Genomic DNA, 15,612 nt, shown 5'->3' on the forward strand with positions numbered 1-15,612 from the left:
CCGCGATTGGCCCCTCAGCCTGTGTGCAGACTGTCAGTTAAAGCCTGGCAAAGCTGCGACGTGCAGCATCAATGGTGTGCTGAATATTGTCCGGGCTATGGGCCAGCGACATAAATCCGGCCTCAAAGGCCGAGGGCGCCAGATAAACCCCTTCTGCCAGCATCAGATGGAAGAAACGCTTAAAGCGCTCAACGTTACACTGCATCACGTCCTGGTAGCAGGTGACGGTTGCCGACTCGGTAAAGAACAGACCAAACATACCGCCGACGTGGTTGACCACCAACGGAATATTTTCTGCTTTCGCCGCAGCCAGCAGACCTTCTGCCAGCTGGCTGGTCAACTCAGTCAGCTTCTGGTGCACGCCCGGTTCGGCGACCTGAGTCAGACAGGCAATGCCCGCCGCCATGGCAATCGGATTCCCTGAAAGGGTGCCCGCCTGATAAACCGGTCCGGTGGGTGCCAGCGCCAGCATGACATCACGACGGCCACCAAAGGCCCCGACCGGCATGCCGCCACCAATGATTTTGCCCAGACAGGTGAGATCGGGCACCACGCCATAGTGCTCTTGTGCGCCACCGAGCGCGACGCGGAAACCGGTCATCACTTCATCAATAATCAGCAGTGCGCCAAACTCGTCGCACAGGGCGCGCAGTCCTGGCAGGAATTCTGGCAGTGGCGGCACACAGTTCATATTCCCAGCGACAGGTTCGACGATAATGCACGCCACCTCTTCGGGATACTGTTCAAATACGGCGCGCACGGAAGCGAGATCGTTATAGGTGCAGGTCAACGTATGTTTGGCAAAGTCGGCCGGCACCCCCGGCGAGTTGGGCTGGCCGAGGGTCAGCGCGCCGGAACCGGCTTTGACCAGCAGACAGTCGGCATGGCCGTGATAACAGCCTTCAAATTTGATGATCTTGTCACGCTGGGTGAAGCCGCGCGCCAGACGAATGGCGCTCATGGTGGCCTCGGTGCCGGAGTTAACCATGCGCACCATATCCATACTTGGCACCAGATGGGTGACCAGGTCGGCCATTTTGACTTCCATCTCCGTGGGTGCACCAAAGCTCAGACCGCGTTGCGCTGCTTCAATCACCGCATTGCGGATCGCGGCATTATTGTGGCCCAGCACCATGGGACCCCATGAACCGACGTAGTCGATATAGGCATTGTCATCGGCGTCATATAAAAATGCCCCGTCGGCACGCTCAATGAATAGCGGCACACCACCGACGCCGGAAAACGCCCGCACCGGGGAATTGACGCCACCGGGAATTAGCGTTTGCGCCTGGGTGTATAAACTTTCTGACTTACTCATTGAACGGCTCCTGGTTTTTATTTGTGCAGATGGTGTCATTCACACTTGGAAAATAGTTATATCTAGCCTTCGCCTGACCCGCTGCGACTGTGCCGGCTGCCGAAGGTCTTATTCTAAAGAACGGTGGGCGGTTAAGAAATCATTGGCCGCCAGACCCGCACACAAGGGCAATATTAGCCGCTATAAAATACGCTATTACAAGGGGGATAATAAGGGTTGTTTCAGCCCTGGCTTAAGATTTCGAAACGTAATAAACGTGTCGCAATGCCAGGTTATATGCTTAAATTTCTCCCCTGATTTTACTCCCCAGCGAAGAAAATACAAATATGACGGCCCCTTTGGTTCATCGGCCTGCCGACGCGCCTCACTTTCCGTTGCGCAGACGGCGGAGCGAAATTCTAAAACAGTTTTTACGCCGCGATAAAACGCCGGTTGCCATTCTGGTCGCAGCTGCGCTGGTCGGGGTGCTGGCCGGACTGCTGGGTGTGGCTTTTGAAAAAGCGGTAGATTGGGTACAGCATAACCGACTGTCGGCATTGTCCAGCCTGAATGAGCATGCGTTGCTGTTATGGCCGGCAAGCTTTCTGGCTTCCGCGGTGTTGGCGATGGTCGGTTACTATCTGGTTCGCCGCTTTGCCCCTGAAGCCAGCGGATCGGGTATCCCGGAAATTGAAGGGGCGCTGGAAGAGCTGCGCCCGGTGCGCTGGTGGCGGGTGCTGCCGGTTAAATTTTTTGGCGGCATGGGCACGCTGGGTGCCGGTATGGTGCTGGGGCGTGAAGGCCCGACGGTACAGATGGGGGCCAACGTCGGTAAAATGATTGCCGATATGCTGCGTATGCGCAGTGCCGAAGCGCGGCATACGTTGTTGGCCACCGGCGCAGCGGCGGGGCTGTCTGCTGCCTTCAATGCCCCTTTGGCCGGGATCCTGTTTATTATCGAAGAGATGCGTCTGCAGTTTCGCTACAGCCTGATCTCGGTAAAAGCAGTATTTATTGGCGTGATTATGTCGAGCATTGTCTATCGCCTGTTTAACGGTGAGCACGCAGTGATTGACGTCGGCACGTTGGCAAATGTCTCCCTGCAAACTTTTTGGCTCTATCTGCTGCTGGGTATGGTCTTTGGCGTGGTGGGCGTCGCCTTTAATGCGCTGATTTTCCGTTGCCAGGATATGTTCGCCCGTTTGCATGGCGGTAAGCTGCGTTCTGTATTGATCATCGGCGGTTTACTTGGCGGCCTGTGCGGGTTATTGGGCCTGATACAACCGGAAGCGGCTGGCGGCGGCTTTGCGCTGATCCCGCTGGCGGCACTGGGGAAATACTCCCTGGGCATGCTGCTGTTTATCTTTATTGCCCGGGTGATCACCACATTGTTATGCTTTTCCTCGGGGGCACCTGGCGGTATTTTTGCCCCGATGCTGGCGTTGGGAACCTTGTTGGGCACGGCTTTTGGCATGGCCGTGGCGGTGATGTTCCCTCAATATCATATCCAACCCGGCACTTTTGCCATTGCCGGTATGGGCGCTCTCTTTGCCGCCACCGTGCGTGCCCCCCTGACCGGCATTGTGCTGGTGCTGGAAATGACCGAAAACTACCAGCTGATCCTGCCCATGATTATTACCTGCCTGGGGGCAACGCTGCTGGCGCAGTTTCTTGGCGGTAAGCCGCTGTATTCGGCCTTGTTGACCCGCACCTTACAAAAGCAGGAACAGCAACAAGCCGCGTCCGTCGATTCAGCCCCCGGACCACAGGAAAATCACCACCCTTAAGCAGACGGTGTGGTGAAAAAGGCTCATACTTGAATATTAGATGCATGTAATAGATAATCAGTTCATTATTCAGACAGTCAATACGGCAGCTGAACAGAATACGCATTGGGAGTAAAGAAGATGAGTGAACCCATGATAAGTGAACCAACCCTGGAAGAGCCCAGCGCTCTGCCGTTGCAATTTACCGAAGCAGCGGCGCGTAAAGTCAAAAACCTGATCTCGGACGAAGAAAATCCCGATCTGAAACTGCGTGTCTATATTACCGGTGGCGGTTGCAGTGGCTTCCAGTACGGTTTTACCTTCGATGATAAAATCAACGACGGCGATATGACCATTGAGAAGTCGGGTGTGGCGCTGGTGGTTGATCCCATGAGCCTGCAATATCTGGTAGGCGGTTCGGTGGATTATACCGAAGGGCTGGAAGGTTCGCGCTTTGTGGTCACTAACCCGAACGCAAAAACCACCTGCGGTTGTGGTTCTTCCTTCAGTATCTAACCGGTTTTTGCTCGCACCTTTGCCAAACCCCTGTACCTCGGTACGGGGGTTTTTGTTTTCTGCCTGCCGTTGGCTACAGGCTTACCATTCGATAGTCACTAATTTTGTGCTGCCCGCCAGCAGGCTTTCGCTGATATGCGGCTGACTTAATGCGCCATTGGCGCAGTTGATCTGTGGGTGATTTGCTAACACCACTATTTTGCAACCGGGCAGAATGGTCAGACTGACGCTAATCTGCCCACTGACCGAGTCGGCCAGCGCAGACAGCGGACTGAGCAGCAGCAACGCGATTAGCATTGCGTATCGCATAAATTTTTCCTGGTTTAAGTAAAAAAAAAGACAAAGTTTCACTAAGGATTATCGGTACAGCCCGGCAGGACTTTAATTTCTGAGAGCATAGAGTGAACTGGCCGCAAGGGGCAGTCTTGAGAATGGCCGCGTTGGTTTTAAATTTGTTTAGTACATAAGGTGTTGCTGTCAGCAGTGTGTGCCGGCTCAGGGCTGGGCATTGAGCTGATCAATTTGCTGGCAAAGCTGCTGTGCCGCCAGCATAATCCGTGGCCCCGCGCGGTTAAACCAGTCGGCATTGACCGCCACTAGCGGTACATTGAGCTGCCCCTGCCAAAAGGCTTTGATCTCGTCCTGCTGCTGGGGGGTGCCAGGAAAAATAATCAGCCGCGGTTGTCGACTGATCACTTGTTCGCGGCTGATTTGCGGCCAGGGGGCGGGACTGTCGGCAAAGATATTGGCGGCGCCACATAGCGTCACTATCTGGTTTTGCAGGGTTTGCCCGGAGGCGGTAAATAGCGGTTGGGTAGAAAATTGCAGAAAAACCGGCAGCGGAGGTTTGCTGTTATGGCGAGCGGTCAGCGTTTGCAACTGCTGACGCATCTGCGCGGCAACCTGATGCCCTGGTGCAGGATCCTGGCTAAACTCGGCCAGTTGATCGAGCGCGCTGGCGACCTGTTCAATGCTTTGCGGATCCAGATAGATAATCTTGATCCCCAGTGACGCCAACTGCTCCAGCGGGCGCTGCGGATTACCCCCACGCCACGCCAGCACCAAATCCGGTTTCAGGGACAGAATACGTTCAACGTTAAGACCTTGCCAACTGGCAACCTGCTCGATTTTTGCCGCCGCTGGCGGGTAGTCAGAGTAGGCGCTCACCCCTATCAGTTTATCGCCGAGGCCAGCGGCAAACGCCAGCTCGGTCAGATTGGGGGCCAGGCTTATCACCCGTTGTGCCACCTGCGCGATTGCCATTAACGGCAGCCACAGCGCCAGCAGCAGACAAAGTCTTAACGCCATATTGGATTATTCAGCCTCGGCCAGCGCTTTTAACATGGCATCGACCATCAGCGTCGACTGTTCGGCGGCAACCACCAGGAACTCTTCAAAGCTCTGATGGGATTCGCTGTCGGCGACGTCAGAAATGGCGCGTACCACCACAAAAGGTGTACCGAACAGATGGCATACATGACCCACGGCGGCAGCTTCCATCTCAACGGCGGCGACGGTCGGGAAGGTCTGGCGAATACGTGCCAGCGGTGCGGCACCGTTAATAAAGGCATCGCCACTGCAAATCAGCCCGCGTACCGCATTGAGATCCAGTCCGGTAATGCAGCGTTCAGCCAGTGCGATCAGGTCAGCGTCGGCGACAAAGGCCGCAGGACAACCCGCCATCTGTCCCGGCTCGTAGCCAAAAGCGGTAACATCAACGTCGTGATAACGCACTTCTTGTGAAACCACAATATCGCCGACTTTCAATGTTTTGGCCAGGCCACCGGCGGAACCGGTATTAATCACCACATCAGGTTGGCAGTGCTCCAGCAACAGCGTGGTGCCCATTGCCGCCGAGACTTTACCAATGCCCGATTTTAACAGCGCAACTTCAACGCCGTGCAGTTGACCTGTATAGATTTCACAACCCGCACGTTGCAGGGTCTGAAGACCTTCGATTTTGTCGCGCAGCAGGGTAACTTCTTGCTCCATTGCGCCAATGATGCCTACTTTCATATGAATACCCGCAGATGATGATAAATATACCCTGAATACAGGGCGGATTGGACATAGCCTTGACGAATGCGGCATAGTCTAGCATGGCTCAAGCCAAGAGATAATGCGTTTGCTGTCGGCAAGAGGATGCAAAACCAACGGATGAAGTGACTGATAAGGTAGGGGATCATGGCAGGGATCGATTTTAAACTGAAATTCAATTTTCAACGCCCGTTTAGCTCACCGATTGAAGCCAGGGATGAATATGACGTGATACGCCAGTTTGAAAGCGATCGCGGACGTATTATCAATTCTGCTGCCATCCGTCGCCTGCAACAGAAAACCCAGGTTTTTCCGCTGGAAAAAAATGCCGCAGTACGCAGCCGTTTGACCCACTCGATGGAAGTGCAGCAGGTCGGCCGACATATTGCCAAGGAGATCCTCTATCGCCTGCGCAAAAGCGGTCAGCTTGAGCAACTTGGCCTGCTGGAGTCCATGGACCCTTTTGAAAGTGTGGTGGAGATGGCCTGCCTGATGCACGATATCGGCAATCCGCCTTTTGGTCATTTTGGTGAGTCGGCGATTAATAACTGGTTTGCCAAACGCATGGATATTGCCAGCCTGGCTGCGGACAGCTTATCGCTCCAGGGGAGCAACCCGGCGTTTCTCAACCTTGATCAACAAGATGCCGCCCTGGATCAGTTACGCCATAAAGTGCGTTACGATCTTTGCCACTTTGACGGCAATGCTCAGGCCATCCGCCTGGTATTTACTCTGTTAAAGCTTAATCTGACCTTTAGCCAGACCGCCTGCATTCTGAAATATACCCGTCCGGCCTATTGGTCACAGCCGTTGCCTGCAGACTTTGATTACCTGATGAAAAAACCGGGCTTTTATCTTGCCGAAGAGCCTTTTATCCGCCGGATGCGCGGTGAGCTGGGGTTGGGAGAATTTCATCGCTATCCGCTGACCTATATTATGGAAGCGGCAGATGATATCTCCTACTGCATTGCCGATCTGGAAGATGCGGTAGAAAAAAATATTTTCACTGTCGATCAGCTGTATGAGCATCTGTATCGGGAGTGGGGGGAGAGCGTTAAAGGCGACTGGTTTGAAAAAGTGGTACGTACCGCCTACCAGAAAATGAATCAGGCCAAAACCTTCCGCAATCCGGTGGATTACTTCTTTATGGAACTGCGGGTACAAACCGTTAAACAGCTGGTGCCCCATGCCGCGATACGCTTTATCAGTAATTTATCGTCAATATATGTCGGTAATTTTAATCAGGCTTTACTTGAGGATGTCAGTCAGGCCAACCGTTTGTTGAAAATATATAAAAGTGTCGCCTTCAAACATGTGTTCAATCATCACGAAGTCGAAGAGCTGGAATTGCAGGGCTATCGTGTCATTAGCGGACTACTGGATATTTACAGCCCACTGCTGGATATGCCGCAGCACGAATTCAGCCAACTGGTCGAACAGGACACCCATCGCCGCTATCCTATTGAAACTCGGCTGTTTCATAAGCTGTCTTCCAAGCATCGATTGGCGTACAGTGAAGCGGTATCAAAGCTCAGCGACGGCAACGAAAAGCAAAAGCAGGTACTTGAATATTATTTTCGTGCCCGCATGATCCAGGATTATATCAGTGGCATGACCGATCTCTATGCCTATGATGAATATCGCCGACTGATGGCGGCGGAATAAGCGCAGAAATAACCTGAAGTTTTAAGGCCAATCAGCCAGAGTTAGCGGTTGGTTAAAAAATGATCTTTTGTAAATATCGACAATATTTTTTTACTATTGTCAGATCGACGAAGATGAACTTCAGGTTATTAAATAAATCTCAGTACTTGACTACCCGGCAAGGTGGCAATGATTTGTCGCCACTAAATAATTTAAAGAGATTTCAACTGATGAAAAAAACTACTCTATTCTTGAGCGCATTGGCGTTAAGTGTCGGTTTGGCTGTAGCGCCTGTTTCATCGGCATTGGCTGCAGAGACGGCTTCTTCCAGTACCACTCAGGTGCCAAGCCTGGCTCCGATGCTGGAAAAAGTGATGCCCTCCGTTGTCAGCATCAACGTGGATGGCAGCGCCCCGGTAAAAACCCCGCGTATGGGGCAGCAGTTCCAGCAGTTCTTTGGTGAAAACTCACCGCTTTGCCAGGATGGATCGCCTTTCCAGGGCTCGCCAGTTTGTCAGCAAGGCGGCGCGGGCGGAGACGATGGCAGCCAACAGGCACCGGCCAAACAGGCATTCCAGGCGCTGGGTTCCGGCGTAATTATTGATGCCACCAAAGGCTATGTGGTCACCAATAACCATGTAGTGGAGAACGCCAACAAGATCACCGTCCAGCTAAACGACGGTCGCCGTTTTGACGCCAAAGTGATCGGCAAGGATCCGCGTTCCGATATTGCGGTGATCCAGCTGGTGGATGCCAAGAATCTGACGGCAATTAAAATGGCCGACTCCGAACAGTTACGCGTCGGTGACTACACCGTGGCCATCGGTAACCCTTATGGTCTGGGTGAAACTGCCACCTCGGGGATCGTCTCGGCGCTCGGTCGTACCGGGCTGAACATTGAAAATTACGAAAACTTTATTCAGACCGATGCGGCAATTAACCGTGGTAACTCAGGCGGTGCGCTGGTTAACCTTAACGGTGAACTGATTGGTCTTAATACCGCGATCCTGGCACCAGACGGTGGCAATATCGGTATTGGTTTTGCTATCCCGAGCAATATGGTCCAGAACCTGTCGAAACAGATGATTGAATTCGGCCAGGTTAAACGCGGCGAGCTGGGCATTATGGGCACCGAGCTGAATTCCGAACTGGCGAAAGCCATGAAGGTTGATGCGCAACGCGGTGCCTTTATCAGCCAGGTTCTGCCGAAGTCGGCGGCGGAAAAAGCCGGTATTAAAGCGGGCGATGTGATTGTCAGCATGAACGGCAAACCGATCAGCAGCTTTGCCGCCTTCCGTGCCGATGTGGGTACCATGCCGATTGGCAGCAAAATCAGCGTCGGCCTGCTGCGTGATGGCAAACCGGTGAACGTTGAGGTTACCCTGCAGCAAAGTACGCAGCAATCTCAGGTCGATTCCGGCAATATCTTTACCGGTATTGAAGGGGCCGAGTTAAGCAACAGCGACGTTAACGGCCAGAAAGGCGTGAAAGTCGATAACGTTAAACCGGGCACCGCTGCGGCACGGGTTGGGCTGAAGAAAGGTGATATTATCCTCGGCGTTAACCAGCAGAAGATCAACAACCTCGGCGAGCTGCGTAAAATTCTCGACAGCAAACCGGCAGTACTGGCGCTGGATATCCAGCGTGGCGACAGCTCAATCTATTTGCTGGCGCAGTAATTTGTTTGCTGATGGCGGTGAGCCTTCAGACGGCTGACAAAGTCCGTTATTAGTGAGAGCGCCCCTGGGTGTGCTATGCCCGGGTATCTCGATCATCAAGACGACTTGGTCATCAAACTCAGGCAGGCTTCGGCCTGCCTTTTTGTTGTCTAAAGGGCAAATGCCCAATTCCCCGCTGTCAAACTGTGACCTCACCCGCAACTCCAATCTGATTTTCTGCACTTTATGCATTTGCACAATGTATGCGGCGGCCTGCCTGCGTATTCTGATCGTTATCACGAATTAAGCAGGAGCAGTCGAGTTATGGCGGTGTATCACCTTGATGCCAAGCTGGCGCAGCAGATCGTCGCCCGCACGATGCAAATTATTGATAGCAATGTCAATGTTATGGATGCCCGCGGCAGGATCATTGGCAGTGGTGACGATCAGCGGCTGGGAGAATTGCACGAAGGCGCGCTGCTGTGTATTTCGCAGGAACGAGTGGTGGATATTGACGAGGGCGTCGCCCGCCATCTGCACGGCGTGCGGCCCGGGATCAATCTGCCGTTGCGCATTGATGGCGAGATTGTCGGCGTAATAGGTTTGACCGGCAATCCGTCGCAGTTGCGACAATATGGCGAACTGGTGTGCATGACCGCTGAAATGATGCTGGAGCAGGCGCGTTTGCTGCATATGCTGGCCCAGGATAGCCGTCTGCGTGAAGAACTGGTGCTTAACCTGATCCGCATGGATGAACTGTCACCGGCGCTGATGGAATGGGCACAGCGTCTGGGCATTGATATCAATAAGCCGCGAGTTGTGGCGGTAGTCGAAGTCGACAGTGGCCAGTTGGGCGTTGACAGCGCCATGGCGGAGTTGCAGCAACTGCAACAGCTGTTGACCACCCCTGAGCGCGACAACCTGATCGCCATTGTTTCACTGACAGAAATGGTGGTGTTGAAACCGGCGCTCAATCATTACGATCGCTGGGATCCCGAGTCACATCGCCAGCGCATCGATCATCTGCTGTCGCGCATGACCGAAAGCGGTCGCTTGCGGGTGCGTATTTCACTGGGTAATTTTTTTGTCGGGCCGGGCAGCATTGCCCGTTCTTATCGTACCGCGCGCACCACCATGGCGGTGGGCAAACAGCGCATGCCGGAGCAACGCTGCTATTTTTATCAGGATCTGATCTTACCGGTGTTGCTGGACAGTTTACGCGGCGGTTGGCAGGCCGATGAGCTGGTGCGCCCGCTGGCGCGTTTAAAAGCGACAGACAGTAATGGCCTGTTAAGACGCACCCTGGCGGCCTGGTTTACCCATAACGTGCAGCCTACGGCAACCTCGAAAGCGCTTTATATCCATCGCAATACCCTTGAGTACCGGCTTAATCGTATTTCCGAACTGACCGGGCTGGATTTGGGCAATTTTGACGATCGCTTATTATTGTATGTGGCACTGCAATTGGATGATGAGCATTAATGGCAGCGTTATTACGCTAATTCTTTTACCGTCAACTGCAATTAACGCAGCTGACGGTATTAATTAATTTGCCACTTTTATGACGATAAAGTTATTTTTTCAAGATAAGTTGCATGTAAAAATAAAATATACGCCTTCTTGGGGGAAGTATTAAAATAATGTGACTTGTTTCACAAATAATCGGTCAATACCCTTCTCTTGTTTATCTATCGTTAAACTTTCCTGGCGAGACTATCGCGATAGTAAAAGGAATTTTTCGTGACAGGATTCGCACTGCGCTGTGCATTTGCCATAATATAATTAAATTATCGCTTTTAAGCTTGTCGCTTTGCCTAGTGAGGCAAAGGGGTGTTCTCCCTATACTGTTATCGTCGTGACATGGCGTTATATTTATTCCATACAATGGAAAATATTATAACAGTAACGCTGTTGTTCTCGGCATGACTGCTTGTTTTGTATGCGTTTTATTCTGATACCCTACATCTCTCCCCCTTCAGAATGCGCGTGACGTCAATACTCTCTTTGGAGAACATCATGGATTCATTCAGCTCGGCGGTGAGCATCACAAAAAAGAGAACCAATGCTCGCTACTGGATAGTGGTTATGTTGTTTATCGTAACCTCATTCAATTACGGCGATCGGGCCACGCTGTCTATTGCCGGTACTGCCATGGCCAAAGATATTGGTCTGGATTCTGTTGGTATGGGATATATCTTTTCGGCATTTTCCTGGGCCTATGTGATAGGACAAATACCCGGCGGCTGGTTGCTGGATAAATTTGGGTCTAAAAAGGTTTATTTCTACAGTATTTTTATCTGGTCGTTATTTACCCTGCTGCAAGGCTTTGTCAATATTTTCCACGGTTTTAGCATTGTTATCGCGCTTTTTGCCTTACGTTTCCTGGTGGGGCTTGCCGAAGCGCCTTCTTTCCCGGGCAACAGCCGTATTGTTGCCGCCTGGTTTCCGGCTCAGGAACGCGGCACTGCGGTCTCTATTTTTAACTCCGCACAGTATTTTGCCACGGTGATTTTTGCCCCCATCATGGGTTGGCTGACCTCAGAAGTTGGCTGGTCACATGTCTTCTTCTTTATGGGCGGCCTGGGTCTGTTGCTTAGCTTTATCTGGCTGAAGGTGATTTACGATCCTAAAGATCATCCGAGTGCCAATCAGGCAGAACTGGACTATATCGAAGCCGGCGGTGCGCTGATCAATATGGATCAGAAAAGCAATAAAGGCGGCAAGGTCGTTGGCAAAGGCTCTAAATTCCAGCAAATAAAACAGCTGCTTTCCACGCGCATGATGGTGGGCATCTATCTGGGACAATACTGCATTAACGCGCTGACCTATTTCTTTATCACCTGGTTCCCGATTTATCTGGTGCAGGAAAAAGGCATGTCGATCCTTAAAGCCGGCATGGTGGCCTCTATTCCCGCAGTTTCAGGTTTTCTCGGCGGTATTTTGGGCGGCGTGATTTCAGACTACCTGATGCGCCGCACCAACTCGCTAACCTTTGCGCGTAAATTTCCTATCGTGCTCGGTATGCTGCTCTCCATGTCGATGGTGATTTGCAACTATGTCACCACGGAATGGGTGGTGATTGCAGTGATGGCCATGGCCTTCTTTGGTAAAGGTCTGGGAGCGCTGGGCTGGGCAGTGTTGGCCGATACGGCACCGAAAGAAATCAGCGGACTTAGCGGCGGCTTGTTCAATATGTGCGGCAATGCCTCAGGCATCGTCACGCCAATCGCTATCGGCTATATCATTGCTGCCACGGGTTCATTTAATGGCGCATTGTTGTATGTCGCCATCCACGCCATGGTGGCCGTTGTTAGCTTCTTGTTTATTGTGCAGAAAATCGAACGTATTGAATTACGCGCTTACTAGCCGACTCAAGGTAGAAGGAAACAATGATGAGTACTCAAAGTTCGCCAGTGATCACCGATATGCAGGTTATTCCGGTGGCCGGACATGACAGTATGTTGCTGAACATTGGCGGTGCGCACGGTGCCTATTTCACTCGTAATATCGTCATTCTTAAAGACAGCGCCGGTAATACCGGCGTTGGTGAAGCCCCCGGCGGCGAAGTCATTTACCAAACCCTGGTGGATGCCATCCCGCAGGTCAAAGGCCGGGAAGTGGCGCGCATGAACACCCTGGTTCATGAGATCCACGTGGGGAATCAGTCCTCGGACTTTGACTCTTTTGGTAAAGGCGCCTGGACGTTTGAACTCCGCGTCAATGCGGTAGCGGCACTGGAAGCGGCCTTGCTCGATTTAATGGGCAAGTTCCTCGGCGTGCCGGTGGTTGAATTACTGGGGCCGGGTAAGCAGCGCGATGAAGTGACCGTGCTTGGTTACCTGTTTTATATTGGCGATCGTGAAAAAACCGATCTGCCTTATCAGGCCGGGGAAGGCCCAGGTGATGACTGGTATCATCTGCGTCATCAAAAAGCCATGGACAGTGCCGCCATAGTGCGCCTTGGCGAGGCAGCACAGGAGCGCTACGGCTTTAAGGATTTTAAACTCAAAGGCGGCGTATTGCCCGGTGAGCAGGAAATTGAAACTGTTACCGCGCTGCATAAACGTTTTCCGGATGCACGCATTACCGTCGATCCCAATGGTGCCTGGCTGTTGGATGAAGCCATTGGCCTGTGCAAAAACATGCAGGGGATCCTGACCTACGCCGAAGATCCCTGCGGTGCTGAACAGGGTTTCTCCGGCCGTGAAGTGATGGCCGAATTCCGCCGCGCTACCGGGTTGCCGGTGGCCACCAATATGATCGCCACCAACTGGCGTGAAATGCAGCATGCAGTAATGTTGCAGTCGATCGATATTCCGCTGGCCGATCCGCATTTCTGGACGATGCAGGGGGCGGTGCGCGTGGCGCAGCTGTGCAACGACTGGGGTTTAACCTGGGGTTGTCATTCAAATAATCACTTTGATATCTCCCTGGCGATGTTTACCCATGTGGGCGCGGCAGCGCCGGGTAAGCCGACGGCCATCGACACCCATTGGATCTGGCAGGAAGGCAACCAACGTCTGACCAAAGAGCCGCTGCAAATTAAAAACGGCAAAATCAAAGTGCCGGAAAAACCGGGACTTGGCATTGAAGTGGATATGGACCGCATCCATCAGGCCCATGAATTACATAAAAAACTGCCGAGCGGCGCCCGTAACGATGCGGCGGCTATGCAGTATTTAATCCCAGACTGGAAGTTCGATCGTAAGCGTCCGGCATTTGGTCGCAAATAGGAGCCGTTATGACAGCTGTATCTTCTACCCCGAAAATTGTTTCTATGCAGGTTGTACCCGTTGCCGGGCACGACAGCATGTTGTTGAATTTAAGCGGCGCGCATGCGCCGTTTTTTACCCGTAATATCCTGATCCTGAAAGATAACGACGGGCATACCGGTGTCGGGGAAGTCCCCGGTGGCGAAAAAATTCGTCAAACGCTGGCGGATGCCGAGCCATTGGTGGTCGGCAAAACCCTGGGTGAATATAAAAATGTGATGAGTGCCGTGCGTCAGCAATTTGCCGATCGCGATGCCGCCGGACGCGGGCTGCAAACCTTCGATCTGCGCACCACTATCCATGTCGTGACGGCGATTGAAGCGGCGATGCTGGATTTGCTTGGACAATATCTCAATGTCAGCGTCGCCTCATTATTGGGCGACGGCCAGCAGCGTGATGCTGTCGAGATGCTGGGTTATCTGTTCTATATCGGCGATGCCGACAAAACCAATTTGCCGTATCAGCATCAACGCGATGAGCGTTGTGACTGGTACCGTTTACGTCATGAAGAAGCTTTGACACCAGAGTCGGTGGTGCGTCTGGCAGAAGCGGCCTATGACCGCTATGGTTTCAACGATTTTAAACTCAAAGGCGGGGTGCTGCGCGGCAGCGAAGAGGCAGAAGCGGTCACCGCGTTGTCTCAGCGTTTTCCGCAGGCACGTATTACCCTCGATCCCAACGGTGCCTGGTCATTAAATGAAGCCATTGGTCTGGGTAAACAACTGCGTAATGTCTTGGCCTATGCGGAAGATCCGTGCGGTGCTGAGCAGGGCTTCTCCGGTCGCGAGATCATGGCCGAATTCCGTCAGGCCACCGGTTTGCCGACGGCGACTAATATGATTGCCACCGACTGGCGACAAATGGGTCATACCATTCAGTTAAAATCGGTGGATATCCCGCTGGCGGATCCGCATTTTTGGACGATGCAGGGTTCGGTACGTGTCGCGCAGATGTGCCATGAGTGGGGCTTGACCTGGGGTTCGCACTCCAACAATCACTTTGATATTTCTTTGGCGATGTTTACCCATGTTGCTGCTGCCGCGCCGGGCAAAATCACCGCCATTGATACCCATTGGATCTGGCAGGAAGGCAATCAGCGTCTGACCAAGGAACCATTGCAAATCAAAGGCGGGATGGTAAAAGTGCCTGAACGTCCTGGTTTGGGTATCGAGCTGGATAACGATCAACTGATGAAGGCGCACGAGCTGTATAAAAATATGGGATTGGGTGCCCGTGATGATGGTATTGGTATGCAGTTTTTGGTGCCAGACTGGAAGTTTGATCCCAAGAAGCCTTGTTTAGTGCGGTAGGTAGGGGGGCTTAAAAGTCAATTTTTTTACTTAAAAGGCAATTGGCTTTAGGGAAATTGTTTTTGGTTTTGGTTTGGGTTTTAATTGCAGATTTGCTTTTAAATTCAAGGTCAACTTCAACTTCAACTTCAACTTCAAGGTCAAGGGCATTCGCTGCGCTCACTGGGCGGCGGCCCAGACCGCCTCTCTCGCTTAAAAGTCAATTTACTCCGAGCAAAGGGTTTCGGTTTTATAATAGCGGTGGCAGCTTAACCCGCAGTGCCGAACCGACAAGGGGACTCGCAGTCGCTCGAGTCCCCTTGACCCCTGAGCTTTTTGGTGTTGTTGATATGTGTCGTGCCCTCGGTTGTAGTTCTTTCCAGTAACCCCGGCGCGTGGCCTAAACCACGCCGCTTCGCGGTCCCTTCACTCGGTCGCGAGCCAAAAGCGTCTCGCTCCACGTCGCTCAGCGTAGGGTTTGAATCGGCCAAGCGGCATTTACTGAAAAACCGGCAACATCGAAGGTCAACGGCGAACGACAAAAAGATAAAAAGATAAAAAGATAAAAAGTTTGCTGCTGAAACGGCACGGCGTATATAGCTTACTGGCACATTCAGAGACGGCGCCGCGCGA

Annotated in this window: 13 protein-coding genes; 8 read left to right on the top strand and 5 right to left on the bottom strand. The window is 52.5% G+C overall.

Annotated elements, in window-relative coordinates; all coding sequences use genetic code 11:
* Positions 1-37: 37 nt before the first annotated feature.
* Positions 38-1,318, bottom strand: coding sequence for a glutamate-1-semialdehyde 2,1-aminomutase (gene hemL / locus GW590_RS13215; RefSeq protein ID WP_169403514.1), 1,281 nt, complete (start codon positions 1,316-1,318; stop codon positions 38-40).
* Positions 1,319-1,644: 326 nt separating this feature from the next.
* On the opposite strand from hemL, the gene clcA reads away from it, so the two are divergent.
* Together clcA and erpA are read left to right on the top strand one after the other, a co-directional pair.
* Entirely contained in the window at positions 1,645-3,084 is a 1,440-nt protein-coding gene (clcA, locus tag GW590_RS13220; protein ID WP_169403515.1) for a H(+)/Cl(-) exchange transporter ClcA, read from the top strand.
* Positions 3,085-3,204: 120 nt separating this feature from the next.
* Positions 3,205-3,579 carry an iron-sulfur cluster insertion protein ErpA gene (erpA, locus tag GW590_RS13225; RefSeq protein WP_211186759.1) on the top strand — a complete coding sequence of 125 codons (375 nt, stop codon included), beginning with the start codon at positions 3,205-3,207 and terminating at the stop codon, positions 3,577-3,579.
* An 81-nt stretch (positions 3,580-3,660) separates the two neighbouring features.
* Here the strand turns inward: erpA and GW590_RS13230 are convergent, their stop codons facing one another.
* From GW590_RS13230 to mtnN, 3 genes are all read right to left on the bottom strand, one after another.
* Positions 3,661-3,888, bottom strand: a complete 228-nt coding sequence (locus GW590_RS13230; RefSeq protein ID WP_169403516.1) for a hypothetical protein — start codon at positions 3,886-3,888, stop codon at positions 3,661-3,663.
* Between the two features lie 186 nt (positions 3,889-4,074).
* Positions 4,075-4,887 carry a vitamin B12 ABC transporter substrate-binding protein BtuF gene (btuF, locus tag GW590_RS13235; RefSeq protein ID WP_169403517.1) on the bottom strand — a complete coding sequence of 271 codons (813 nt, stop codon included), beginning with the start codon at positions 4,885-4,887 and terminating at the stop codon, positions 4,075-4,077.
* A gap of 6 nt (positions 4,888-4,893) precedes the next feature.
* Positions 4,894-5,595, bottom strand: a complete 702-nt coding sequence (gene mtnN / locus GW590_RS13240) for a 5'-methylthioadenosine/S-adenosylhomocysteine nucleosidase (protein WP_169403518.1) — start codon at positions 5,593-5,595, stop codon at positions 4,894-4,896.
* Between the two features lie 168 nt (positions 5,596-5,763).
* On the opposite strand from mtnN, the gene dgt reads away from it, so the two are divergent.
* The 6 genes from dgt (at position 5,764) to gudD (ending at position 15,000) form a co-directional block, all read left to right on the top strand.
* On the top strand, positions 5,764-7,281 hold the full coding sequence (gene dgt / locus GW590_RS13245; RefSeq protein ID WP_169403519.1) for a dGTPase: 1,518 nt from the start codon (positions 5,764-5,766) through the stop codon (positions 7,279-7,281).
* Between the two features lie 209 nt (positions 7,282-7,490).
* Positions 7,491-8,939, top strand: a complete 1,449-nt coding sequence (degP, locus tag GW590_RS13250) for a serine endoprotease DegP (RefSeq protein WP_169403520.1) — start codon at positions 7,491-7,493, stop codon at positions 8,937-8,939.
* A 303-nt stretch (positions 8,940-9,242) separates the two neighbouring features.
* Positions 9,243-10,400: a CdaR family transcriptional regulator gene (locus tag GW590_RS13255; RefSeq protein ID WP_169403521.1), complete on the top strand. Its 1,158-nt coding sequence runs from the start codon at positions 9,243-9,245 to the stop codon at positions 10,398-10,400.
* A 534-nt stretch (positions 10,401-10,934) separates the two neighbouring features.
* Positions 10,935-12,284 carry an MFS transporter gene (locus GW590_RS13260; protein ID WP_169403522.1) on the top strand — a complete coding sequence of 450 codons (1,350 nt, stop codon included), beginning with the start codon at positions 10,935-10,937 and terminating at the stop codon, positions 12,282-12,284.
* A 26-nt stretch (positions 12,285-12,310) separates the two neighbouring features.
* On the top strand, positions 12,311-13,651 hold the full coding sequence (locus GW590_RS13265) for an enolase C-terminal domain-like protein (RefSeq protein ID WP_169403615.1): 1,341 nt from the start codon (positions 12,311-12,313) through the stop codon (positions 13,649-13,651).
* 8 nt (positions 13,652-13,659) lie between these two features.
* Positions 13,660-15,000 carry a glucarate dehydratase gene (gene gudD, locus GW590_RS13270; protein ID WP_169403523.1) on the top strand — a complete coding sequence of 447 codons (1,341 nt, stop codon included), beginning with the start codon at positions 13,660-13,662 and terminating at the stop codon, positions 14,998-15,000.
* A gap of 10 nt (positions 15,001-15,010) precedes the next feature.
* Here the strand turns inward: gudD and GW590_RS13275 are convergent, their stop codons facing one another.
* Positions 15,011-15,163 (bottom strand): hypothetical protein, encoded by a 153-nt coding sequence (locus GW590_RS13275; RefSeq protein ID WP_169403524.1) that lies wholly within the window; start codon positions 15,161-15,163, stop codon positions 15,011-15,013.
* Positions 15,164-15,612: the final 449 nt, after the last annotated feature.

The organism is Rouxiella aceris (genome assembly GCF_012933545.1).
GTDB lineage: Bacteria > Pseudomonadota > Gammaproteobacteria > Enterobacterales > Enterobacteriaceae > Rouxiella > Rouxiella aceris.

What these genes read in the sequence shown, in the direction of transcription:
- hemL (WP_169403514.1), bottom strand. Translation starts at nt 1,318, where the DNA reads ATGAGTAAGTCAGAAAGTTTATACACCCAGGCGCAAACGCTAATTCCC.
- degP (WP_169403520.1), top strand. Translation starts at nt 7,491, where the DNA reads ATGAAAAAAACTACTCTATTCTTGAGCGCATTGGCGTTAAGTGTCGGT.
- mtnN (WP_169403518.1), bottom strand. Translation starts at nt 5,595, where the DNA reads ATGAAAGTAGGCATCATTGGCGCAATGGAGCAAGAAGTTACCCTGCTG.
- GW590_RS13230 (WP_169403516.1), bottom strand. Translation starts at nt 3,888, where the DNA reads ATGCGATACGCAATGCTAATCGCGTTGCTGCTGCTCAGTCCGCTGTCT.
- GW590_RS13265 (WP_169403615.1), top strand. Translation starts at nt 12,311, where the DNA reads ATGAGTACTCAAAGTTCGCCAGTGATCACCGATATGCAGGTTATTCCG.
- btuF (WP_169403517.1), bottom strand. Translation starts at nt 4,887, where the DNA reads ATGGCGTTAAGACTTTGTCTGCTGCTGGCGCTGTGGCTGCCGTTAATG.
- gudD (WP_169403523.1), top strand. Translation starts at nt 13,660, where the DNA reads ATGACAGCTGTATCTTCTACCCCGAAAATTGTTTCTATGCAGGTTGTA.
- clcA (WP_169403515.1), top strand. Translation starts at nt 1,645, where the DNA reads ATGACGGCCCCTTTGGTTCATCGGCCTGCCGACGCGCCTCACTTTCCG.
- GW590_RS13260 (WP_169403522.1), top strand. Translation starts at nt 10,935, where the DNA reads ATGGATTCATTCAGCTCGGCGGTGAGCATCACAAAAAAGAGAACCAAT.
- GW590_RS13255 (WP_169403521.1), top strand. Translation starts at nt 9,243, where the DNA reads ATGGCGGTGTATCACCTTGATGCCAAGCTGGCGCAGCAGATCGTCGCC.
- dgt (WP_169403519.1), top strand. Translation starts at nt 5,764, where the DNA reads ATGGCAGGGATCGATTTTAAACTGAAATTCAATTTTCAACGCCCGTTT.
- erpA (WP_211186759.1), top strand. Translation starts at nt 3,205, where the DNA reads ATGAGTGAACCCATGATAAGTGAACCAACCCTGGAAGAGCCCAGCGCT.